19 protein-coding genes are annotated in these 21,601 nt (G+C 74.6%); 9 read left to right on the top strand and 10 right to left on the bottom strand.

What is annotated here, in order from left to right; genetic code table 11:
• The first annotated feature begins 91 nt into the window (after positions 1 to 91).
• From nuoN to KBX06_RS05345, 3 genes are all read left to right on the top strand, one after another.
• Entirely contained in the window at positions 92 to 1,645 is a 1,554-nt protein-coding gene (nuoN, locus tag KBX06_RS05335) for an NADH-quinone oxidoreductase subunit NuoN (protein ID WP_210833062.1), read from the top strand.
• A 90-nt stretch (positions 1,646 to 1,735) separates the two neighbouring features.
• Positions 1,736 to 2,821, top strand: coding sequence for a polyprenyl synthetase family protein (locus tag KBX06_RS05340; protein ID WP_210833063.1), 1,086 nt, complete (start codon positions 1,736 to 1,738; stop codon positions 2,819 to 2,821).
• Between the two features lie 268 nt (positions 2,822 to 3,089).
• On the top strand, positions 3,090 to 3,872 hold the full coding sequence (locus tag KBX06_RS05345; RefSeq protein WP_210833064.1) for an IclR family transcriptional regulator: 783 nt from the start codon (positions 3,090 to 3,092) through the stop codon (positions 3,870 to 3,872).
• A gap of 105 nt (positions 3,873 to 3,977) precedes the next feature.
• Here KBX06_RS05345 and KBX06_RS05350 read toward each other — a convergent pair whose 3' ends face one another.
• A complete protein-coding gene (locus tag KBX06_RS05350) occupies positions 3,978 to 6,089 on the bottom strand; it encodes a PhoX family phosphatase (RefSeq protein WP_210833065.1) in 2,112 nt (703 codons plus the stop codon).
• Positions 6,090 to 6,339: 250 nt separating this feature from the next.
• Between KBX06_RS05350 and KBX06_RS05355 the strand changes: the two genes are divergently transcribed.
• Positions 6,340 to 6,834 (top strand): sigma-70 family RNA polymerase sigma factor, encoded by a 495-nt coding sequence (locus KBX06_RS05355; protein WP_247685301.1) that lies wholly within the window; start codon positions 6,340 to 6,342, stop codon positions 6,832 to 6,834.
• Positions 6,831 to 7,523: an anti-sigma factor gene (locus tag KBX06_RS05360; protein WP_210833066.1), complete on the top strand. Its 693-nt coding sequence runs from the start codon at positions 6,831 to 6,833 to the stop codon at positions 7,521 to 7,523. The genes KBX06_RS05355 and KBX06_RS05360 overlap by 4 nt, the downstream gene beginning before the upstream one ends.
• A 16-nt stretch (positions 7,524 to 7,539) precedes the next feature.
• Here KBX06_RS05360 and rarD read toward each other — a convergent pair whose 3' ends face one another.
• The 4 genes from rarD to eccE all read right to left on the bottom strand — a co-directional run bounded on the left by rarD (position 7,540) and on the right by eccE (position 11,496).
• Positions 7,540 to 8,469, bottom strand: a complete 930-nt coding sequence (gene rarD, locus KBX06_RS05365) for an EamA family transporter RarD (protein WP_210833067.1) — start codon at positions 8,467 to 8,469, stop codon at positions 7,540 to 7,542.
• A complete protein-coding gene (locus KBX06_RS05370; protein ID WP_210833068.1) occupies positions 8,466 to 8,966 on the bottom strand; it encodes a GNAT family N-acetyltransferase in 501 nt (166 codons plus the stop codon). Before KBX06_RS05370 ends, rarD begins: the two co-directional genes overlap by 4 nt.
• Before the next feature lie 151 nt (positions 8,967 to 9,117).
• Positions 9,118 to 9,504, bottom strand: a complete 387-nt coding sequence (locus KBX06_RS05375) for a phage holin family protein (protein ID WP_210833069.1) — start codon at positions 9,502 to 9,504, stop codon at positions 9,118 to 9,120.
• A 57-nt stretch (positions 9,505 to 9,561) separates the two neighbouring features.
• On the bottom strand, positions 9,562 to 11,496 hold the full coding sequence (gene eccE, locus KBX06_RS05380) for a type VII secretion protein EccE (protein WP_210833070.1): 1,935 nt from the start codon (positions 11,494 to 11,496) through the stop codon (positions 9,562 to 9,564).
• Between the two features lie 225 nt (positions 11,497 to 11,721).
• Between eccE and KBX06_RS05385 the strand changes: the two genes are divergently transcribed.
• Entirely contained in the window at positions 11,722 to 12,042 is a 321-nt protein-coding gene (locus KBX06_RS05385; RefSeq protein WP_210833071.1) for a WXG100 family type VII secretion target, read from the top strand.
• A gap of 26 nt (positions 12,043 to 12,068) precedes the next feature.
• Positions 12,069 to 12,362: a WXG100 family type VII secretion target gene (locus tag KBX06_RS05390; RefSeq protein ID WP_210833072.1), complete on the top strand. Its 294-nt coding sequence runs from the start codon at positions 12,069 to 12,071 to the stop codon at positions 12,360 to 12,362.
• A 137-nt stretch (positions 12,363 to 12,499) separates the two neighbouring features.
• On the opposite strand, the gene mycP is transcribed toward KBX06_RS05390, so the two are convergent.
• The gene (gene mycP / locus KBX06_RS05395; RefSeq protein WP_210833073.1) at positions 12,500 to 13,768 is read right to left on the bottom strand and encodes a type VII secretion-associated serine protease mycosin; all 1,269 of its coding nucleotides are present in this window, start codon (positions 13,766 to 13,768) and stop codon (positions 12,500 to 12,502) included.
• Between the two features lie 152 nt (positions 13,769 to 13,920).
• On the opposite strand from mycP, the gene KBX06_RS05400 reads away from it, so the two are divergent.
• Both KBX06_RS05400 and KBX06_RS05405 read left to right on the top strand, forming a co-directional pair.
• Positions 13,921 to 16,977: an SseB family protein gene (locus KBX06_RS05400; protein ID WP_210833074.1), complete on the top strand. Its 3,057-nt coding sequence runs from the start codon at positions 13,921 to 13,923 to the stop codon at positions 16,975 to 16,977.
• On the top strand, positions 16,974 to 17,339 hold the full coding sequence (locus KBX06_RS05405) for a hypothetical protein (protein ID WP_210833075.1): 366 nt from the start codon (positions 16,974 to 16,976) through the stop codon (positions 17,337 to 17,339). The genes KBX06_RS05400 and KBX06_RS05405 overlap by 4 nt, the downstream gene beginning before the upstream one ends.
• A gap of 1 nt (position 17,340) precedes the next feature.
• Here KBX06_RS05405 and KBX06_RS05410 read toward each other — a convergent pair whose 3' ends face one another.
• The 4 genes from KBX06_RS05410 to KBX06_RS05425 all read right to left on the bottom strand — a co-directional run bounded on the left by KBX06_RS05410 (position 17,341) and on the right by KBX06_RS05425 (position 21,496).
• A complete protein-coding gene (locus KBX06_RS05410; protein WP_210833076.1) occupies positions 17,341 to 18,273 on the bottom strand; it encodes an alpha/beta fold hydrolase in 933 nt (310 codons plus the stop codon).
• 143 nt (positions 18,274 to 18,416) lie between these two features.
• Positions 18,417 to 19,751: a vanadium-dependent haloperoxidase gene (locus KBX06_RS05415; RefSeq protein ID WP_210833077.1), complete on the bottom strand. Its 1,335-nt coding sequence runs from the start codon at positions 19,749 to 19,751 to the stop codon at positions 18,417 to 18,419.
• Between the two features lie 263 nt (positions 19,752 to 20,014).
• The gene (locus tag KBX06_RS05420) at positions 20,015 to 20,791 is read right to left on the bottom strand and encodes a hypothetical protein (RefSeq protein ID WP_210833078.1); all 777 of its coding nucleotides are present in this window, start codon (positions 20,789 to 20,791) and stop codon (positions 20,015 to 20,017) included.
• 228 nt (positions 20,792 to 21,019) lie between these two features.
• On the bottom strand, positions 21,020 to 21,496 hold the full coding sequence (locus KBX06_RS05425) for a hypothetical protein (protein ID WP_210833079.1): 477 nt from the start codon (positions 21,494 to 21,496) through the stop codon (positions 21,020 to 21,022).
• Positions 21,497 to 21,601 lie beyond the last annotated feature (105 nt).

The raw sequence follows: 21,601 nt of genomic DNA on the forward strand, positions 1-21,601 counted from the left end.
CGAGCCCCGCAGTCGCGAACGAGAGGCTGCCCGGGGTGAGCGCGAGGCGTGAGCTTGCGAGCCCCGCAGTCGCGAACGAAAGGTTTGCGCAGTGACCGAGCTGAAACTGCCGTCGATCGACTACGCGGCGCTCGCTCCCACCCTGATCATGCTGGGCGCCGCGCTGCTGGGCGTGCTGGTCGAGGCGTTCGTGCCCCGCCGGCTGCGGCACGTGGTCCAACTGACGATGGCCCTGCTGGCGGTGCTCGCCGCACTCACCATGGTGGTGCTGGCGGCCGACGAGCGGAAGATCACGATCGGCGGGGCGATCGCGGTGGACGGGCCGACGCTCTTCCTCCAGGGCGCGATCCTGGTCCTGGCCGCGATGGCGCTGCTGCTCATCGGCGAGCGCTCGGTGGAGCGGGGTGGGGCGTTCGTCGCCCAGGCCGCGGTCACCGCCGAGTCGGCCGACGACCGGCGGCAGGCCGAGGGCAAGAACGGCCTCACCGAGGTCTACCCGCTGACCACGTTCGCGATCGGCGGCATGCTGATCTTCGTGGCGGCGAACGACCTGCTGACCATGTTCATCGCGCTCGAGGTCTTCTCGCTGCCGCTGTACCTGCTCTGCGCGCTGGCCCGCCGCCGGCGGCTGCTGAGCCAGGAGGCCGCGCTGAAGTACTTCATGCTCGGCGCGTACGCCTCGGCCTTCTTCCTGTTCGGCGTGGCCCTGATCTACGGCTTCACGTCGGGCGTCCCCGGCCGGCCGGCCGGTGTCGACTTCGCCACCATCGACGCCGCCGTGACGAACTCCCCGGCCAGCCCCGTGCTGCTCTTCGCGGGCATGGCGCTGCTCGCCATCGGTCTGCTCTTCAAGGCCGCGGCCGCCCCCTTCCACGTCTGGACGCCGGACGTCTACCAGGGCGCGCCGACCCCGATCACCGGCTTCATGGCCGCCTGCACGAAGGTCGCCGCGTTCGGCGCCCTGCTGCGGGTGTTCCACGTCGCCTTCGACGGGGCCCGGTGGGACTTCACCCCCGTCCTCGGCGTGGTGGCGGTGCTGACCATGCTGGTCGGCGCGGTGCTGGCCGTCACGCAGACGGACATCAAGCGGCTGCTGGCGTACTCGTCGATCGCCAACGCCGGCTACCTGCTGGTCGGCGTACTGGCGCCGGGGGCCGACGGCATCTCCGGGACGATGTTCTACCTGGTCGCGTACGGCTTCTCGGTGCTCGCCGCGTTCGCCGTGGTGACCCTGGTGCGCGACGCCGACGGGGAGGCGACCCACCTGTCCCGGTGGGCCGGGCTGGGGCGGCGTTCGCCGTTCTACGCCGGCATCTTCACCTTCATCCTGCTGGCGTTCGCCGGCATCCCGTTGACCAGCGGATTCACGAGCAAGTTCGCGGTCTTCGGCCCGGCGCTCGAGGGCGGGCAGGCGTGGCTGGTGATCGCGGGCGTGCTGACCAGCATGGTGCTGGCGTTCCCGTACCTGCGGGTCGTGGTGATGATGTGGCTCTCGGAGCCCGGCGAGTCGACGCCGACCGTCGCCGTTCCCGGCGGGCTGACCTCGGCCGCGCTGATGATCGGCGTGCTCGCCACGCTGGTGCTCGGTGTGGCGCCCGCGCCGCTGCTCGACCTGGCCACCGGCGCCGCCGAATTCGTCAGGTGACCGACGCCGACGCCCGCGGGGGCCGGTACGCCACGGCGTACCGGCCCCCGCGCCGCATCCCCCCTCCCGGGCAGGTCGGATGGGTGTGGCATGGTTGATGGCGTGGTGAATCCGGCTGGCGAGCGTTCAGGTGCCTCCGGGTCCGGCGGCCGTCGGACCAGGGTGAGCACGAGTCAGTTCGGCGCGCTCGGCCTCTATCTCGCCGACCCCCGCGTCGAGGCTTCCGTGCTGGGCCTGCTGGAGAGCGTCGAGGCCGAGCTGCGCGCGAGCGTGGCCAGCGCCGACCCGTTCGTCACGGAGGCCGCCCGGCACCTCGTCGAGGCCGGTGGCAAGAGGTTCCGCCCGCTGCTGGTCGCGCTTGGCGCACAGTTCGGCGACCCGACGAGCGCACAGGTCGTGCCGGCCGCGGTGGTGATGGAGCTCACCCACCTGGCGACGCTCTACCACGACGACGTGATGGACGAGGCCGCGGTGCGCCGGGGAGCGCCGAGCGCCAACTCCCGGTGGACCAACTCGGTCGCCATCCTCGTCGGCGACTACCTCTTCGCCCGAGCCGCCGACATCGCCGCCGACCTCGGCACCGAGGCCGTACGTCTCCAGGCGCGCACCTTCGCCCGGCTGGTGCACGGCCAGATCGCCGAGACCGTCGGTCCCCGCCCCGGCGACGACCCGGTGGCCCACTACCTCGACGTGATCTCCGGGAAGACGGGATCGCTGATCGCCACCTCGGCCCGCTTCGGCGGCATGTTCGGCGGCGCCGTCCCGGAGCACATCGAGGCGCTGGCCGGCTACGGCGAGACCATCGGCGTGGCCTTCCAGCTCTCCGACGACCTGCTCGACATCGCCTCCGAGTCGGTGGAGTCGGGCAAGACGCCCGGCACCGACCTGCGTGAGGGCGTGCCGACCCTGCCGGTGCTCTACGCGCTCGGCTCGGACGACGCCGACGCCGCCTCCGTGCGGCTGCGGGAGCTCCTGGCGACCGGCCCGCTGACCGACGACGACCTGCACGCCGAGGCGCTCGGCCTGCTGCGGGAGAGCCCGGCGCTGAAGCGGGCCCGGGAGACGGTCCGCAGCTACGCCGAGGAGGCCCGCGAGCAGCTCGGGCCGCTCCCGCAGGGACCGCCCCGCCGCGCCCTCGAATCCCTCTGCGACTACATCGCCGACCGCACCAGCTGAGGCCGGGGCCGGGGCCCAGGCCGAAGCCGAGCGGCACGCCCGCCACCAGCGGCACAGGATCCGGCCAGGCGAGCCGGCCCAGCTCGGGGCTGGCGGCGACGCGGTCGTGGTCATGGCCCGGCAAACCTACGCGAGCAGCGCACACGTCACGGAACGTGCCTGTCGAGCAACGCCCCGTTCATGACGATCTGGCATCCTCCACCCGAACAGGCATTTCGCACTGGGCCTGTTTTTCATATGGTGTAAGTCCCCGGCGGCGGAGGTGGTTGTGCGCGACCCCTTGGCGGAACCTTCGGACCTCATCCGGAGCGTGTCCCGCGCGCTACGAGTGCTCGAATCGGTCGGTCGCGCCCCGAAGGGGCTCACCGTCAAACAGATCGCCCGGCGCTGCGAGCTGACCGTGGCGACGACCTACCACCTCGTCCGCACCCTCGCCTACGAGGGCTACGTGATCCGGCGCGAGGACGGCACCTACATCGTGGGCCTGGAGGTGGCCGACCGCTACCGCGAGCTGGTGACGGCGTTCCGGGGGCCGCCGGCGGTCGGGGAGAACCTGCGCCGGGCCGCCGTGGACACCGGCTACAGCCACTACCTCGGCCGCTTCGTGGGCGGGCAGGTGGCGATCACGGCCGTGGCCGAAGGACCGCGCTCGCCGTACCTGGAGGAACTGGTGCCGGGGTTCGACGAGGGGGCGCACGCGACCGCCCTCGGCAAGGCCCTGCTCGCCACGCTGACCACCGAGCAGCGCTTCCGCTACCTGCGCGACTACGGCATGCGTCCGTTCACCTCCGCGACCCTGACCACCGCTGAGGCGTTCGAGGCCGACCTGGCCGCCGGGGAGCGGCGCGGCATGCAGCTGGAGCTGGGGCAGTTCCGGCAGGGCGTGGCCTGCGCGGCGGTGCTGGTCAGCCCCGACAAGGACATGGAACGCCGGGTGGTGCTGGCCTGCGCGCTGCCCGCCGGCGAGATGATGACCTCCGCCCGCGCGGTCCGGGCGAAGCTGCTCACGGTCGCCCGGACGATCGCCGACCACCTGGTCGCCGACAACTGACCGCCGGGGCCACCTGCCGGCTCGGTCCCAACGGCCGGGGGCCCTCTCCCCGGCTGGGAGAGGGCCCCCCGGTGGCGGTCCAGCGCCGGACCGCCCGAGGAGGGGTCAGCTGCCGATCGGGCCGCCGTCCAGGCGCCAGGCCACCACCACGCCCGGCTTGGCGAAGTCGCCGTCCGGCCAGTTCGAGGCCGGGCTCTCGACCGACGCGCCGCTGAGCTCGCCCGGGTGCTGCACCGCCACGAAGACCGAGCGGTTGTCCCCGGTGATGAACGGGCCGCACGCCTCCGCGCCCACCGGCACGGTGAGGAACTGCTTCAGGTGGCCCCGCTCCGGCCCCTCGACGGCCGTGGCGAAGAGGCCGTCGTTGCTGCCCAGCGCGTTGCCGTCCGTGGAGATCCAGAGGTTCCCGGTGGCGTCGAACGCCACGTTGTCCGGGCAGGAGATCGGGGAGACCTTCGTCTTGTCGTACCCGGCGAAGAAGGTCGACGGGTCCGCCGGGTCACCGGCCACGATGGGCAGCGACCAGGCGAAGGTCTCGCCCGCGTTGTCGCCCCGGTCCTCGACCAGCTCCAGCACCTGGCCGTGCTTGTTGAGGTTGCGCGGGTTGGCCTCGTCGGCGGCCGGCTTGCCGGCCTTGCCCCGGTCGGTGTTGTTGGTCAGCGCCACGTACACCTTGCCGGTGAGCAGGCTGGGCTCGACGTCCTCCGGGCGGTCCATCTTGGTCGCCCCGACCTTGTCGCCGGCCAGCCGGGTGAAGGTGAGCACGTCGGCGGCCGTCATCCCGTCGACGTACGAGCGGTTGCCGCTGACCAGCCTGATCCACCGGCCCCGGCCGTCGAACGCGCCGTCGGACGGGAGCCGGCCGGAGCCGTCGATCTCGCCGGCGCTGGTCTCGTCGAGCTTGGCGACGTAGAGGGTGCCCGACTCCAGCAGGGTCAGGTTGTGCCGGCGGGCGACCCAGGAGTTGCCCTTCATGAACTTCTTGTCGGAGACGAACTTGTACAGGTAGTCGAAGCGCTCGTCGTCGCCCATGTACGCGACCACGTGCCCGCTCTTCGCCACGATGACGTTCGCGCCCTCGTGCTTGAACCGGCCCAGCGCGGTGTGCTTGCGCGGGCGGCTCTCCGGGTCGTACGGGTCGATCTCCACGACCCACCCGTGCCGGTTGGCCTCGTTCGGGTGCTTCGCCAGGTCGAACCGCTCGTCGGCGCGCTCCCACTTGCGGCTGCCGCTCGGGTAGCGGGTGGTGGTGTTGATGCCGTAGCGGGCCAGCTTCGGCTTCGCCTCCGCGGCCACCGCGTCACCGCCGACGAAGTACTGGTTGAAGTTCTCCTCGCCGGAGAGCACCGTGCCCCACGGGGTGACCCCGCCGGCGCAGTTGTTCAGCGTGCCGACGACCGTACGACCCCTGGGGTCGGCGGCGGTCCGCAGGTGCGCCGAGCCGGCGGCCGGCCCGGTCAGCTCGAACTTCGTGGCCAGCGCCGTGACCCGCCGGTTGTACGGCCGCCGGCCCTTGGTGACCGGCCGCCACTGCCCGGTGCCGTCGACCCGCTCCAGCTCCACCACCGACATGCCGTGCGCGGCCATGGCGATCCGGAGCTGTTCGACGCTCAGCGCGTCCTGGCTCGTGAAGCCGGGGAACATCAGGTCCTCGTTGGTGTACTCGTGGTTGACCACGAGCAGCGCGCGCCGGCGCCCGTCCAGCGGCAGCACCCCGACGAAGTCGTTGTTGTAGCCGAACTGCCGGGCCTGGGCGGCGGCGGTCTGGGCGTGCAGGTCGAACTCGGGGGCGCCCGGCACGACCGGGTCACCCCAGCGCATGATTACCGAGTGGTCGTACCCGTTGGGCACGACGAGGCTGTCCAGGGTGTTCGGCGGGACCGGCTTGAAGGTCAGCGCGCCGTTGCCGACGCCGCCGGAGGGGCGGCCGAGGCCGGCGGCCTCGGGGACCACGGGGGTGGCCGGGGCCGCCGCGGCGGGGGCGGCACCGGCCACCGCGCCGCCGAAGCCGAGGACCAGCGCGCCGACCGCGCCGGCCCGGACCACGCCGCGCCGGGACACCTCCGCGTTCACCACGTCCCCGAAGTACGCGTTGTCGGAGGTGTTGGGCACCGGGTGGTCGCACGCGTTGCCGCACCGGTAGAGACAGGTCATGGCGTCGCGGCTGCCGTGGCGGGTGGCGCCCAGCAACGGGAGCAGCCGGGGACGGTCGCTCATGGAAGGAGCCTCCTGAAGGGGGTCGGTGCACGCCGAACCAGCCGCTGGCGTGCGTACCCGCCGGACGCTAGGAGGGCGTGGTGAGCGACCGTCGGCGGCGGTGTGAACCGGGCGTGAACACCTCTGCCGGGAATCCCACGGTGACCTGCGGCTGAACCGTTCGGGGCGACGGCACGTATTCCCGGGCGAGCGCCACCGCCGGACTCGCGGCGACAGCGAGGAGACCGCCATCAGCGACCACGACGCCCAACTGCTGCGCGCGCTGCACGACGAGCACGCGGAGGCGCTGTACGCGCACGCCCTGCGGCTGGTCAACGGCGACCGGCAGCGGGCCGAGGACCTGGTGCAGGAGACGCTGCTGCGGGCCTGGCGGCACCCGGAGTCGCTGGACCCGACGCGCGGCTCGGTCCGGTCCTGGCTCTTCACCACCGCCCGCAACCTGGCCATCGACGCCTGGCGGCGCCGCTCCGCCCGCGTCGGCGAGGTCTTCACCGACGAGCTGCCCGAGCCCGTCCAGGCCGTGGACGAGGCGGAACGCGCCGTGGAGGCGTGGACCGTCGCCGAGGCGCTGAACCGGCTCAGCCCCACCCACCGGGAGGTGCTGGTCGAGTGCTTCTACCAGGGGCGGTCGGTGGCGGAGGCGGCGTCCCGGCTGGGCGTGCCGCCCGGCACGGTCAAGTCCCGGACCCACTACGCCCTGCGCTCACTACGGTTGGTCCTGGCCGAGATGGGGGTGACGGAATGACCCGGTGCGAGTTCGCGCACGACGACGGCGCGTACGTGCTGGGTGCGCTGGCTCCCGCCGACCGGGTGGCCTACGAGCGGCACCTCGCCGGCTGTGCCGCCTGCCGCCAGGCGGTCGCCGATATCGCCGTCCTGCCGGCGCTGCTCGGCCGCCTCGACCCGGCCGGCCTGGAGCAGTTCCTGCCGCCGCCGGAGAACCCCCGGGTGCCCGAACTGCTCGCCGCCGTGCGGGAGCGCCGCCGTCGGGAGCGGTCGGCCACCCGGCGCCGGTACGCCCTCACCGCGCTCGCGGCTGCCGCGCTGGCCCTGGTCGTCGGCGTCGGCACCGCCGCCCTGCTGCCCCGGGAGGCAGCCGTCGGGCCGCCGGTCGAGGTGCGGATGGTCGCCATGCAACCGGTCGCCGGCACGGTGCCGGTGCACGCCGAGATCGCCCTCAGCGGCACCGACTGGGGCACCGAGGTGCGGATGCGCTGCGGGTACGACGCGAAGGCCGGCTACGCCAAGGCGTACACCTTCCGGCTGGTGGCGCACGGCCCGGGTGGCGCGACGGAGCAGGTGGGGTCGTGGCTCGCCGCTCCCGGCGACGACCTGCGGTTCACCGGCGCGACCCGGTTCACCGACGCGGAGCTGGTCCGGCTGGAACTGCTGCGCGCCGACGGCACCCCCGTCCTCGCCTACGACGTCCGCTGACCGCGCCGCGCGTCGGTCAGCGGGTCGTGACGACGGCCTCGGCCCGGCGGGCGGCGAGGGTGGTGGCGCGGGTACGGCGGGAGTGGCGCACGGCGTCGACGGTGAAGACGATCAGCGCGGCCCAGACCAGGGCGAAACCGGCGAGCCGGGCCGGCGGCATCGGCTCGTGGAAGATCAGCACCCCGCAGCCGAGCTGGAGGATCGGCGCGAGGTACTGGATCATGCCGAGCCCGGTGAGCGGAAGCCGGTTCGCCGCCCCGGCGAAGAGCAGCAGCGGGATCGCGGTGGCCACACCGGCCGACACCAGCAGCGCGGTGTGTCCGAGCGACACCTGCCCGAAGGTGCCGTCGCCGGCGGCGGTGAGCCAACCCAGGTACGCCAGGGCGGGCAGCGCCAGCACCGCCGACTCGACGAAGAGCCCCTCCGCGGCGGGCAGCCCCAGCCGTTTCTTGACGAAGCCGTAGCCGGCGAAGCTGAACGCCAGGACCAGCGCCAGGTACGGCAGCCGGCCGTAGTCGACGGTCAGCACGGCCACCGCCAGGCCGCCGATGCCGAGCGCCACCCACTGCGTGGGCCGCAGCCGCTCGCGCAGCACGGTGACGCCCAGCAGCACCACCACCAGCGGGTTGATGAAGTAGCCGAGGGCGGTCTCCACCACCCGGTCGGAGTTCACCCCGTAGATGTAGGTGCCCCAGTTCACCGCGATCAGCGCGGCGGCGACGCCGATGCCGGCCAGCGCCCGGGGCCGGCGCAACAGCGCCCGCAGGAAGCCGACGTTGCGCAGCGCCACCAGCAGCAGGGCGACGAACACCACCGACCAGACGATGCGGTGGGCCAGGATCTCGATCGACCCCGCCGGGCGCAGCAGCCGCAGGTAGAGCGGGAAGAACCCCCAGAGCAGGTACGCGACGAAGCCGTAGAGGTAGCCGAGGCGGAGTGGCGTCACGCCTCCACCGTAAGGGGTGACCGGCCGCCCGGATCCTTGCCGGTGACCCGGTTCACCTGCTGTTCCCGCTGGTCGAGCTGCATCCAGCGGTGCGGATCGGCCAGCGTGGCGAATCCGACCTTGGCGTACACCGCGTGGGCGTCGGCGGTGGCCAGCAGGATCCGGCGTACGCCCAGTTCGGCGAGGTGGTCGCGGACCGCGACGGCCAGCCAGCTGCCCAGCCCCCGGCCGCGCTCGCCGGGATCGACGTAGACGTCGCAGAGCCAGGCGAAGGTGGCCCTGTCGGTGATCACCCGGGCGACCGCGACCTGCCGGCCGTCACCCGGGCGGTAGACGCCGAACGGCACCGACCCGGCGAACGCCCGCGCCACCGTCTCCCGGTCCCGCCCGATCGCCCAGTACGCGTCGGTGGAGAGCCAGTGGTGCACCAGGTCCAGGTCGATCCGGTCCGCCTCGGTGCTGAGCAGGTAGCCGTCGTCACGGGTCAGGGTGAGCATGCCCGCGACGCTAGCCCGGCCACCCGCCTCGATCAGCGACCAATTCCCGCCCTCTGGTCGGCCGGCCCTGCGATCGGAGCCTGACCTCTGGTCGGCCGGCCCTGGGATCGGGGTCTGCCTGCGGTCGCGGCCGGACTCCGGCCGGCCCGGGTCAGTCCCGGTCGAGGGCGGCCCCGAGGAGCCAGGTGACGATGCCGACGAGGAGCGCGCCGAGCACCGCCTCCGGCCAGAAGCCGTCGACGTGGAAGGGCAGCCCGGCCTGGTCGGCGATCCAGCTCGTGAGCAGGAACAGCAGCCCGTTGACCACCAGGGCGATCAGCCCGAGGGTCAGCAGGTAGAAGCCGCAGCCGACGGTCTTGATGATCGGCTGGAGCACCGCGTTGACCACGCCGAAGATCACCGCGACGAGGACCAGCGTGACGACCGTCTCGCTGGTGGACGCCGAATCCAGTGTGATGCCCGGGATGAGCAGCGTGGCCAGCCAGAAGGCCAGCGCCGTGCTGCCCAGCCGGATCAGCAGCCCTTTGAGGAAACCCATGGCCGGGATCGTGCCACGGAAGGACAAGGCGCGGAAGTCGCGGGTTCGGCTGCCCGCTCAGCGACGGGAGGGGCGGCCGATCAGTTGCGACTCGATCGGAGTGGGGGAGAGCAGCGCCCAGCGCAACGCCCGCCGGTTCACCAGCGCCACCATGTCGTCCCGGATCCGGGTCAGCCACTCCGCCGACCCGCCGAGCCCCAGTGCGGCGCCTGCCACGGCGGCCTCGGCCGGGTCGAGCGGTTGCAGCACGGCCAGGTCGGCGCGGCCCAACGCGTCGGCGTCGGCGGCGGTCAGCTCGTCGCGCACCAGCAGCGTGGTCCGCCACGGGGATCCCGGCTCGGTCTCGGCGGGCGTGGGACCGGCGTCGACCACCACCAGCAGCGGACGCAGCGGCGAAGCCGGCTCGCCCACCGGGCGGCCGGGCGGGATCACCGGGATCATCGCCCCGGGGACGCCGACGCCCCGGACGAACGGCTCCCACCCGCGCGGGCGGGCGGTCTGCACCACCACCCGGGCCCCGAGCGCCATCGCCCGCACCGCCACCAGCTGCGCCGCGCGTATCCCGCCGACCAGCATCACCCGGGTGCTCTCCGGTCGGAACAGCCGAACGGTCACCGCGCCGCCGTGCCGGTTGGTGCCGACCATCAGCCCCGCCTCGCCGAGGGTCAGCTCCAGGCCGTCCGGCGTGGGACCCGGGCCCGCGACGCCCGCCGCCGCGAGCGGCAACGTGCCGGCCAACCCGCCGAGCTGCGCGCCGTCGAGCCGCTGCACCTCACCGCCCACCTCGGCCATCAGCCGGCGCAGCGCCTGCGCCGCGACCGACAGCTCCGCCGGGGTGGCGGCGGCCAGTCGTACGGTCAGCCCGGTCGGCGCCGACGCGGGGTCGGCGCCGGACCACGGCCCGACGCCGAACGAGACGGTGGTCGCCGTCGCCGGCAGCGCGAGCAGCCGCGACACCAGCCGTCGACCGGCGTCGGTACGCGCGTCGGGCCAGCGGCGCAACCGGAACGTGGTCTGGAGCAGGTCGCCCGCCCGGACCGCCTGCCAGGACTCCTGCGCGGGGTGGTCGTCGTGGTGGGCCAGCTCCGCCAGCACCCGCAGCGTCGCGTGCTCGCCCAGCGGGCGGGCGGTGACGGGCCCGAGCCGGCGGGTGATCCGGCGCACCGTTCCGGAGAGCGTCCGCCGCAGTTCCTCCGCCGTCCAGCCCTCGACGCGGAGCACCCGGACGGCGAGCACGGCCCGTTCCCGCCCGGCGAGCCGTCCGTCGGTGAGCTGCCGGTACGAGGTGGCGACCGTGCCGCCACCCGCGCCGACCGTCGGCGCCGGCGAGCCCGTCAGCAGGAGCTGGAGGCGGACCGGGGGGCCGTCCGGCGCGGCGGCCGGCAGCAGCGTCGCCGGGACGGGCAGCGCACGGGGCGCGTCGCCGAGCAGGTCGGCCGGGTCGCCCACCTCCAGCACGGCCACCATGCCCGCGGCGTCGTCCAGCACGGCGGCCGGCGTGCCGGCCAGCTCGGCGGGACGGACGACCGCGCCCGGGTCGACCAGGCCCAGCAGGGCCGTCGGACCGGCGGCCGGCGGCAGGGCACGCCGGCGCGTGGCGTAGCCCAGGCCGGCGGTCAGCCACTCGAAGAGCCACCGCCCCCGCAGCCGCACCCACGCCACCGGCAGCAGCAGCGCGGCCACCCCCACGGCGGCCAACGTCGCCAGCACCCCGCGGCCGGTGGCCGCCACCACGGCGGCCACCGCCACCTGCGTGGCGACGACCTGACCGGCCCGGACACCGGCGCCGCGCCGCCGGGCGGCCGGGATCCACGGCGTCGACGGGGCGCCCCGGGACGCCGGCGCTCCCGCCACGGTGCCGGTCGGGGTGGCCGGCGCCGGGCCGAGGGTCGGGGCGGCCGGTCCGGGATCGTGGTCCGAGGCCGGCCGGTGCGGGCCCGCGCCGGTGGTCACCGTCACCGCGCCTCCTCGACCGGTCACTCGCCGCGACATCGACGCCGCCCATCGTAGGGGGCCTGCCGGCGGGGCGGGGACCGCGGTCGTCCACAGGGGAGAACCACGGGGTAGCAGAAACGCTACCGGACCGCTACCGTCAGCGACGAGTTCTGCTGACCCCCGCGCCCGCCGCGCTCGACGTCCGGGCGGCGCGAGCGGCACGCCCGGTGACCGGGCGTGCCAGCGGCCAGCCACGACCGATGAGACGAGGTGACGTCCCGGGTGTCCCAGACCCAGGCAGAAGCAGCGGTGATGCAGCAGACCGCCGCGAAGTTCGAGCAGGTCGACCAGTCCCTGCAGTCCATGCTGAGCAGCCTGATGGCCGAGTTGGAGGTGTTGCAGCAGGCCTGGCGCGGTGCCGGCGGGCGCTCGTTCGAGCAGGTCAAGCAGCAGTGGGCGCAGGACCAGGCGACGTTGCAGCGGGCGCTGCGCGAGACCGCCGGCGCCATCCGCACGGCCGGCCAGCACTACGACGTCTCGGACGCCGAGGCCGCCAGCCGCGTGTCCACCACCAACCGCGGCGGCATCCAGCTGCCGCTCTGACCCGGTCTCGGGGGAGGAGACATCCGATGGACCACGGTGTACTGGTCGTCAACTTCGCCGCCCTGCAACAGGCGGGCGCCGACATCCAGAAGGCGCTGAACGCGCTCGACTCGCAGCTCGGGCAGCTCGAACGGGACGCCGCCCCGCTCGTGGCGAGCTGGTCCGGCGAGGCCCGCCAGGCCTACGAACAGCGGCAGACCCGCTGGCGTTCGGCCTCGCAGGACCTCCAGGCGATGCTGCGCGACATCAAGCTCGCGGTGAACGACTCCGCCGCCGACTACCTCGACACGGAGAAGAAGAACGTCGGCCTGTTCCAGTGAGCCCCGCCCGGTGGTGGCGTCGACCGTGACCCGGTCGGCGCCACCACCGGCCGTCCGGGCGGTCCGTCGGCGGGTGGTCCGACCCGACCGCCTCGTCGGCGGGTGACGGGATCGACCCGGCCACCGCCGGGGTCGGGTCAGGCCGGGCCGGCCGGCCGCCAGCGACGGCGGGCGCCGCGCGGCACGACGAGCGCCAGCAGCGCCGCCAGGGCCACCACCGCCCCGCTGACCCCCGCCACCAGCAGCGCCCTGTCCTGCGCCGCCGCCCGGCGGGCCCGCTGCGCCACCAGCGCCGGCTCGGTCCGGTCGTCCGCCAGCGCGGCAACCTGACGCGCCCGCTCCGGCGCCCCGCCCCCGGTCTCGGTGACGGCCCGGTACGGGTTCAGCACCCCCGCGCCGTATCCGCCGCCCCGACCGTCGCCCGGGGCCGGATCGGCGGTCGCCACGATCCGCCGCGCCACCTGCGTCGCGGTCAACTCCGGCCGGTACTGGCGCAGCAGCGCGGCGGTGGCCGCCACGAAGGGCGCCGCGTAGCTGGTGCCCTCCGCCCGGTGGTGGCCCTGACCGGGAGCCGCCATCAGCACGTCGCTGCCCGGGGCGACCAGGTCGACGTACGAGCCGGTCTGGGAGAACGGGGAGCGTGCCCCGTCCGCCCCGATCGCCCCCACCCCGAGCACCCCGTCGTACGCGGCCGGGTAGGGCCGGGGGTCGCCGGCGTCGTGCAGGTTGCCGGCGGCGGCCACCACGACCACGTCCCGGTCGACGGCGTAGCCGACCGCGGCCCGCACCGCCGGGTCGTCCGCGTACAGGACGACGGAGAGGTTGAGCACGTCGGCGTCGTGGTCGACGGCCCAGCGGATGGCACGGGCGAAGTCCGCGGCGCTGACCGTGCGCCCCGACTCCCGCCCCTCGACCACCTGCTGCTCGCTGACCCGTACCGGCAGGATCCGGGCGCCCGGGGCCAACCCGCGGAACGCCACCCCGTCGCGGGGGACGGCGGCGATGATGCTCGCCACGCCGGTGCCGTGACCGGCACAGTCCCGGCTGCCGTCGCCGCCGGGGTCCAGCAGGTCGGTGCCGTCGAGCACCCGGCCGGTCAACTGCGGGTGCCGCCGGTCCACCCCTGAGTCGACCACCGCGACCGTCACCCCGGCACCCGTGGCGAGCGGCGCCAGCCGCTCCGGGGCGTACCGCTGCTGGGGCCAGGGGCGCGCGGACACCGGCCGGACCGGGGCGAGGGACGAGGCGCAGCCGGGGGCCGCACGCGCGGCGGCCGGCGCGGACGCGGGGCGGCCGGCGGGCACCGGGCCGGCGGCGGGGCCGGCGAGCGCGGGGGTGGCCGGGACGGCGGTCAGCAACGCCGTCGTCAGGGCGGCGAGGAGCGGGCGCGCGGGGGACCGGGACATCGACCGCCTCCGTATCGTGTCGACTCCGGAACGGGATGTTAGCGCCTCCGACGGCACCGGGCGCACCGCCGCCGGCCAGCGATTGTGATCTTGCTTCTACCTTGTAGGTTGTACGCGATACCTATGGCCTGTTCGCGGGAGGAGGGGTGGCCGTGACCGAGTGGGAGCCGGCCACCGACGCCGAGGCGGCGATGCGGGACGCGCTGCGAGCCAGCGACCAACAGCTCTACTTCCGCGTCCTGGCCCGCACCGAACTGCTGCTGCCGGTCTCCGCCGAGGCACTCGCGGGGACGGCGCCGGTGGGCTGGGGCACGTGGACCACCGGTGGCCGCACGCACGTGCTGGCGTTCACCTCGGGGGCGGCCGTTCGCGCCTGTCTCGGGGAGAACGGCGGCACCGTCCGGCGCGTCTCGTACGCCGACCTGGCCGACGGCTGGCCCAACCACGAGTGGTGGCTTGCGGTGAACCCCGGCCTGCCCATCGAGGGCTACCTGCCGGCCTGGTTCGTCGCGCAGCTCTCGCGGGGCGACGTCCGGCTGCCCGGCCGCACCATGGGTGCGCGGGCCCGGCTGGAACGCGTGGAGACGGCGGCCCGGGCGCGGGCCCAGACAGCCGGCCACGACGCGCCGGCCGGGGCGGACACCGGGCCGGCCACCGGCGTCACCCGGTCCAACGGCACACTGCGGCCCGCCTCGAGCACCGGCCGCGTTCCCGCACCCGCCCGACCCGGCGTGCCGGTGGAGCCGGCCCATCCGCGCACCCCGCCCGCCTTTCCCGCCGAGCACCTCGACCCGCGGCGTGGCGAACCGGCGGCTGACGGACCCGCGCGCACCGACGCCGTGCCGGCCCCCGAGCGCGTCCCGCCGCCGCGCCCCGCGCCGTTCACCGAGCGCCCGAGGGGCCTGTCGACGCCCGACGCCCACCCCGCGCCGGGGTCCAACGGCCGCTCGGCCGGGGAGGCCCCGGAGCGGCCCAACCGGTCGTTCTTCGAGCCGGCCTCCGGCCGTGCCGCCACCCACCGGCAGGAGGCGTTGCGCTCGGGCGAGCGGGCGGCGCCGCCGTCCCGCCTCGCGGCCGGCAGTCAGCCGTTTCCCCGCCGCCGGCCGCTCGCGGAGCCGGTGCCGGAGGGGCCGACCCGCCCGATCCCGAGCGCCCCGACCGGCGCGGAGCCGACCCACGCCTTCACGGTGCCTGCCGGGGAGCCGACTCAGGCTTTCCTGGCGCCCAACGCGGAGCCGACCCACGCCTTCACGGTGCCTGCCGGGGAGCCGACTCAGGCTTTCCTGGCGCCCAACGCGGAGCCGACCCACGCCTTCACGGTGCCCGCTGGCGAGCCCACCCGGGCCTTCGCGGTGCCCGGGGGCGAAGCCACCCAGGTGTTGCCGCCGCGTGAGCCCGACGAGGGCCCCACCCGGGACCTCCGGACCTCCGACCCGGAGCCTGGGCCGCCACCGGCGTACGACGGAGGTCGACCGCAGCCGGCCGAGGACGTCACCCAGGCGATGCCACGACGGCAGGCCACCCAGGAACCGGCCGGGCCCGAGCCGGTGACGGAGGCGGCGGACACGGAGCCGGTGTCCGCGCCGCCCGCCGCCCGGCGCGGGTTCACGCCGATCGTCATCGAGGGCACCGTCATCGAATCGCGGGACCTCACCGGGCCACCCGCCCCCGAGCCCGATCCGGCTGCCGACGAGACCGTCTCGCTGTTCGAGCCGGTCCGGCGTCGGCGGGAGCCGGTGGCCGCGTCCCCCGCGCCGCCCGACGCCGCGCCCGATCCGGCGCCGCCCGTCGACCCGGCGCCGTCCGGGGATGCGACGGTGTCTCTCGACGCCGCGTCGGCCGCCGCCCCTGCGTGGTCCAGCGATCCGGCGGCGGACGGTGCGGCCCGGGACGGGGCCGCGCCCGCGACGGTGACGAACGATGTCGGTGTTCACGGCGTCGGCCCGGTCGCGGCCGGGGAGGACCCCGGTCCGTCGGTCGCCGACGAGCCGGTCACCGCGCCGGTGGCCGTGACCGAGCCGGTCACCGCGCCGGTGCCCACGACCGAGCCGGTCACCGTGCCGGTGGCCGTGACCGAGCCGGTCACCGTGCCGGTGCCCACGACCGAGCCGGTCACCGTGCCGGTGGCCGTGACCGAGCCGGTCACCGTGCCGGTGCCCACGACCGAGCCGGTCACCGTGCCGGTGCCCACGACCGGGCCCGTCGCCGGGGAGGTGTCGGCGGTCGCCGACGAGTCGGTCGGCTTCGAGCCGGCCAACGAGGTCGAGGAGAACCTGCTCGACGCCGCCGGCGCAGGCAGCACCGACACGTTCCTGTCCACCCTGCTGCTGGCCCGCGTGCTGCTGCCGGTGGCCGCCGACTCCGCGGCGGGCAGTCGGCCCGGCGAGCCAGGCTTCGTCTGGCGTACGGAGCAGCTGGACGGTGAGACGTTCGTCGTCGTGCACACCTCGCCGGAGCGGCTCGCCGACCACACCGACGCTGCGGTCGAGACCATCGAGGTCAGGTTCGTCCAGTTGATCCGGCGCTGGCCGGACGAGTCCTGGTCGTTCGCGGTGAACCCGGGCACCCCGGTCGGGGCGAAACTGCCCGGTGAGCAGATCGTCGGGCTGGCCAGCTGGGCGGCCGAGGTGGGGCTCGGCGACGACATCGGGACCGAGGCCGAGCCGCCCGCCGCCGAGGAACCGGTCAGCCGCCCGCGCTACGCCCCGCCCGCGCCCGACCCGGCGCGCCCGATCGTGATGCAGAAGGCGGTCGCCCCCAGTCAGCTCGCATACTACCTGGAACGGGGCTACGACCGGGTCTCCGGCTTCGTGCACCGGGCCGGCGAACTGGCCCACCTCACCACCCCCGCCCAGTTGCACGACGCGCTCGGCCTCGGCTACCCGGAGTCCCCCTTCGTGCGGGACGCCGAGGAGATCTACGTGTTGCGCTGGCCCGCGCACCGGCCGAGCCTCTACCGCATCCCGTACGGCGGGCAGAACGAGCCCGCCATGCGGGCCATGGAGGGCTGGGTCATCGAACGCCCGCCGTTCCGGGGCAACGGGTTCGCGCCGGGCGAGAGCAGTGACGTGGTGGCGGAGTTCAAGGTGGACAGCGCCCGGCTGCCGCACGGCGCGCAGCTGTGGCGGATCGGCGCGGACGGCACCGAACGGGTGGTCGCCATCCTCGACACGGACGCGCTGCGGTGGCGACAGGTCGGTGAGCAGTGACGCGCGACGGTTACGTGGCCCGCTGGCAGGGTCGGGAATACCAGGCGAGCCCGGACGGCGACGACGTCCGGCTCTACCAGCCGGAGCCGGGCGAGGGCTTCGAGGAGATCCGCCCCGGCCGGTACGTCCGGGTGCTGCCGGCCACCGACGTCGACGACCTGGCGTACGTGCGGACCACCTGCACCTGGCAGGGGCAGCCCTTCATCGTCCTCGGTGAACACGACGGCTGGCTGCGGGTGGAGTACACCGGCGGACGCTGGCCGGTGGCCCGGGCGATGGGGCTGGAGGTCTTCGACTTCGGCGTCTACCAGGGCTGGGCGCCCGCCGCGGAGGTCGCCGACCTGCGCGAGCAGCGGGTCTGACTCAGGACTTCGCCCAGCGCAGGACCTCGCCCAGCACCAGGTCGCCGGCCTCCACGTGCGGGAAGTGCCCGACGTCGTCCAGGAGCCGCCACTCGTAGGGCGCCACCACGTACCGGCCGGAGCCCTGGGCGGTACGCGGCAGGGAGGCCTCGTCGAGCGCGCCGTGCAACTGGAGGGTCGGCGTGACGAGCGGCTTCTGCATCAGCCGGACGAAGCGGTAACCGTGCAGGCGGAGCACCGAGCGGAAGGCCCAGCGGTAGCCCTCCAGGGCGCAGAACGCCGCCTGCGGAATACGCATGGCCTCCCGGCACCGTTCCGCGTACGCCTCGAAGCCCGGCCCGTCGACCCAGCGCGGCCCGCCCCAGCGGCGCAGCATCTCCGCCACGGCCGCCGCGTCGTCGCGGGTCAGCACGTGCTCGTAGCGGGGCAGTTGAAACTTCAGGGTGGGCGTGGCGGCGGCGAACTGCCCGCGCGGGTCGGCGAAGATGGCGGCCCGGAGCCGCAGCGGGTGGGGGGCGCCAAGCACCACCAGCCGGCGGACCAGCGACGGGTGGAACGACGCCACCGTCCACGCGATCATGCCGCCGACGCCGGTGCCGACCACGGTGGCGGAGCGTTCGCCGAGGGCCCGGATCAGCCCGGCGACGTCGGCCGCCAGGGTGTAGCCGTCGTAGCCCCGGGGCGGCTTGTCGCTGGCGCCGTAGCCGCGCAGGTCGACCGCCACGGCTCGGAAGCCGGCGTCGGCGACCGCCGGCAGCATCTCGTGCCAGGCCCACCAGTGCTCCGGGAAGCCGTGCAGGAAGAGCACCATCGGGCCGGTGCCGGCCTCCACGACGTGGAACCGACTGCCGTTGGCGCCGACGAACCGGTGCGTCCACGGCCCTTCGGTGAGGACGCACGACTCGTCGACGGTCCCGCCGCGCTGCTCGGTCATGGCAGACAGCCTAGGACCCTGCCGCCCGGTGTCCCCGGTCCGCCGACCCGATGGGCGGCTCGGATCGCTCGCCCGACCTGCCCATCGGCGTGGCGGACGGCTGGAGGGCCGGAGGTGTCGCCACCCCCGGCCCTCCGCCGGCGTCACCTCAGGTAGGTGCTGAAGACTCGGTTGGCCACCCCGTCGCCGGTGCTGAGGCCGGCGTCGGCGTCCCACTGGTAGTGCACGCCGAGGTAGACGCGGCTGCGGGCGTTCTCGGTCGCCGCCGCGCTGAAGCTGCTGAACGCGCGGGTGGCCCCGGCGGCCATCGGATCCTCGGTGGTCGCCACGAAGCTCACCGCGTCCGTGCCGTAGTGGCGCTTCATGACGCCCGCCCAGGCGCCGGCGAACGTGGCGTGCCCGGACACGTAGGCCGGGAAGGGCGGCGAGAAGCGGTTGCCGTTGCGGTCGACGGAGAGCGGGCGCCACGAGGCGTCCGGGGTGGTGGCGGGGTTTCCGTCGGACTGTGGCTCGGCGATCGCGCTCTCCGGGCGCCACAGGTCGATGCCGGTGTTGTACTTGGCGTCCCAGGCGGCTATGCCCGCGTCCGCCATCGCCATCGCGACCAGGGCGAAGAGCCGGACGGTCTCGGTGGGCCGCTGGGCCGCGACGATCTGGGTGTGCTCGAAGAGTTGGCCCGGCGGCTTGTAGGTGCCGTTGAGGTCGTTGGCCCAGAAGAACGCGAGCTGGGTCTGGTCGGCGGTCCGGTCCGTCGGTGCGGCGGTTGCCGAGCCGACGCGCCGTACCTCGTTGACCTGGTTGGCGTACGCGGTGCTGCTCAGCATGCCGGTCACGGTGGTGAAGCCGCCCGGAAGCGACGGCCGGAACTGGGAGCCGGAGGTGAGCGCGAACGGGGTGACCGACCCCCAGTTGGGGCTCACCGCCGCGCCGGATCCGGTCGGGCGCCACTGGCCGGCGGTGTTGCTGACCGGGTACGGGGCGTTGTTGCCGGAACCGTCGTTCGCCCGCGCGTTGAGGATGTTCTGCGCGGCGCCGTCGCCGACGCTGGTGCTCCAGCCCTCGGGGCCGGGCACACCGACCGGCGGGTACGCGCGGGACCCGGTGAACGCGGTGTCGAAGTTCTGGCCGGGGAACACCGCCCTCAGTACCCGGACGGCCGCCGCGTCCATGTTCCAGTCCCGGTCGTAGCTGTAGTTGGGGATCTTGTTGACTTTGGCGATGTAGGGGGCGCCGGAGGTGCCGAGCGACACGGCCGTGTCGTACATGGCCAGGTGCATCATGGCGCCGGCGCGGCTGAGGACGGTCGGCGGTTCGCTGCTCGCGCGGAACGCGTTGAGCAGCACGTCGTTCCAGTACACGACGTGATCGAAGCCCTGGGGCGCGGCGGCGGCCGGCTGCGGAACGCCGGCGATCGACGCGCCGACCCCGGCGGCGGCGATCAGCGCGGTGGCGACCCGGAGCAATCCTCGTCTGTTCAAGGTGGTCCTTCCCCGTGTGGCCCTCGTGAGGCCGTGCCGATGGAACTTCCATCGGCACGGATCGATTGTTGGGAATCCGGCGTCACCGGCCAATGGCGAAGCGGAACGGCTGCCGCACGCTGCAAGATCCGGCCAGCTACGCGGTGCCGGCACGTGACCGCCGCGCCGGCCGGGACGCGACGGCGAATGCGGCCGGCCGGTCGTGCGCCGTGCAGGGGCGGCCGGCCCGTCGTGCGCCGCGACGGGCCGGCGGACGCGGCCCGTCAGAGCCAGCCGCGCCGGACGGCGGCGATGCCCAGCGTCATCCGGTTGCTGGCATCGGACAGCTCCTCCAGCAGCTCGAAGTGCCGCCGGACCCAGCGGGTGCTGCGGCCGAGGGTGCGGGCGATCGACTCGTCCTTGACCCCGACGGCGGCCATGCGCAGGATCCGCAGTTGCAGCTCGGATGGTCCGTCGCCGGTTCTCGACGCGGCGCCCGGCCGGTCGGTGGTGAGCGGCCGGGCCTGCCGCCAGAGTGTGTCGGCATAGTGGGCGAGGACGCCCAGCAGGTCGGGCTGGCGCACCAGCAGCCCGGCCGGGCCGGGGTCGGGCCGGGACAGCGGAACGAGTGCGCTGCCTGCGACGAGCAGCAGCGACACGGGCGCCGACGTCGCCACCCGGTGGTGGGTGCCGGCCCGCTCGGCCGCCTCCCGGTGCTCCGGGTCGGCGAGCAGGTCGGTCACGTGGACCGTCCGACGGCCGGGCCGGTCCGCGCGGAGCACGTGGCTGAGCAGGCTCGGGGCGGCGTGGACGACCCGCTGGTCGCCACCCGTGCCGTCCGCCACCCGGCGGGCGAGGCCGAGGAACTCGTCGCGCGTCTCGACGACGCTGACCCCCGTCGGGGCGGAGTCGGCGGCGTGCTGTTCCAGGCGTTCGAGGTGCAGGGTGTGTTCGATCACCCTGCGCTGGGCGAAGAGGAGCTGCTGTTGGCTCGCGGCGAGCAGGAGTCGCAACTCCAGGGCCGACGGCGGGCCGCCACCCGCTGTGGGACCGGCTGTCACCGGCGTTGACAGTTGACGGAGAGCATCGGACAGTACGTCGTTCAACATGTGCCACCCCCGTGGTCGCAGCTGATCGCGGCGGTGCGCCGGTCGCAGGCTGGTGGGCGTGGCGACACCCCGCAGTGACGATGATCAATTGCGTGGTGGTCCGGGGTCAATCGGCCGTACTGCCGTTGACGGTGGCGTGGAGGTGTGCACGCGGTGCCCGGTGGGTCACCGAGCGTCAACTCACGGGCGCGACGCCGCGACCGGTGTGCCCGGGCCGCAGTCCATCCGGACCGTGTGCGCGGTCACTCGCAACGTCAGCAGTTGGCCCTCGGTCAGCACACCCAGCCCGGGCCCGTAAACGGCGTACTCGATGCCGTCCAGGGTGACCATGCCGTAGCAGGGGCCGTCGCCGCCGCGGGTCACCCGAGCCGTGATGACGCCGGTGGGACGGGTGTCGGTCGGCTCCTTCGGCGGTCGCAGCGTCGGCAGCGCGGTCCCCGACGGTCGCGTCGGTCGATCGGCGGGGGCGACGGGGCTCGCCGAGGGCGTGCCGGTCGGATCGGCATCGTCGGGGTGGGCCGTGGCGGGGCGGGCGGTGGCAGGTGGTTTGGTGCCTCCGGAACCGGTGGACCCGCTCTCCCGTCCGGCGCAGCCGGCGAGGGGGGCGAGCAGGATCAGCGCGAGGGCGGCGGGGAGGGCGGTGGCGGGTCGGGTCACCCTGATCCGACGTCCTGGGCCGCGGGCCGGTTCCCGTGCCGCCGTCGCCGCGGGCGGGCAGGTGCGGGACGGGCCACCCGGAACGGGGCGATGCCCGGGCGGAGA

Source organism: Micromonospora sp. C31, from assembly GCF_018070575.1.
Taxonomy (GTDB): domain Bacteria; phylum Actinomycetota; class Actinomycetes; order Mycobacteriales; family Micromonosporaceae; genus Micromonospora.

What these genes read in the sequence shown, in the direction of transcription:
- KBX06_RS05340 (WP_210833063.1), top strand. Translation starts at nt 1,736, where the DNA reads ATGGTTGATGGCGTGGTGAATCCGGCTGGCGAGCGTTCAGGTGCCTCC.
- KBX06_RS05410 (WP_210833076.1), bottom strand. Translation starts at nt 18,273, where the DNA reads ATGACCGAGCAGCGCGGCGGGACCGTCGACGAGTCGTGCGTCCTCACC.
- KBX06_RS05360 (WP_210833066.1), top strand. Translation starts at nt 6,831, where the DNA reads ATGACCCGGTGCGAGTTCGCGCACGACGACGGCGCGTACGTGCTGGGT.
- KBX06_RS05375 (WP_210833069.1), bottom strand. Translation starts at nt 9,504, where the DNA reads ATGGGTTTCCTCAAAGGGCTGCTGATCCGGCTGGGCAGCACGGCGCTG.
- KBX06_RS05390 (WP_210833072.1), top strand. Translation starts at nt 12,069, where the DNA reads ATGGACCACGGTGTACTGGTCGTCAACTTCGCCGCCCTGCAACAGGCG.
- eccE (WP_210833070.1), bottom strand. Translation starts at nt 11,496, where the DNA reads ATGTCGCGGCGAGTGACCGGTCGAGGAGGCGCGGTGACGGTGACCACC.
- mycP (WP_210833073.1), bottom strand. Translation starts at nt 13,768, where the DNA reads ATGTCCCGGTCCCCCGCGCGCCCGCTCCTCGCCGCCCTGACGACGGCG.
- KBX06_RS05370 (WP_210833068.1), bottom strand. Translation starts at nt 8,966, where the DNA reads ATGCTCACCCTGACCCGTGACGACGGCTACCTGCTCAGCACCGAGGCG.
- KBX06_RS05350 (WP_210833065.1), bottom strand. Translation starts at nt 6,089, where the DNA reads ATGAGCGACCGTCCCCGGCTGCTCCCGTTGCTGGGCGCCACCCGCCAC.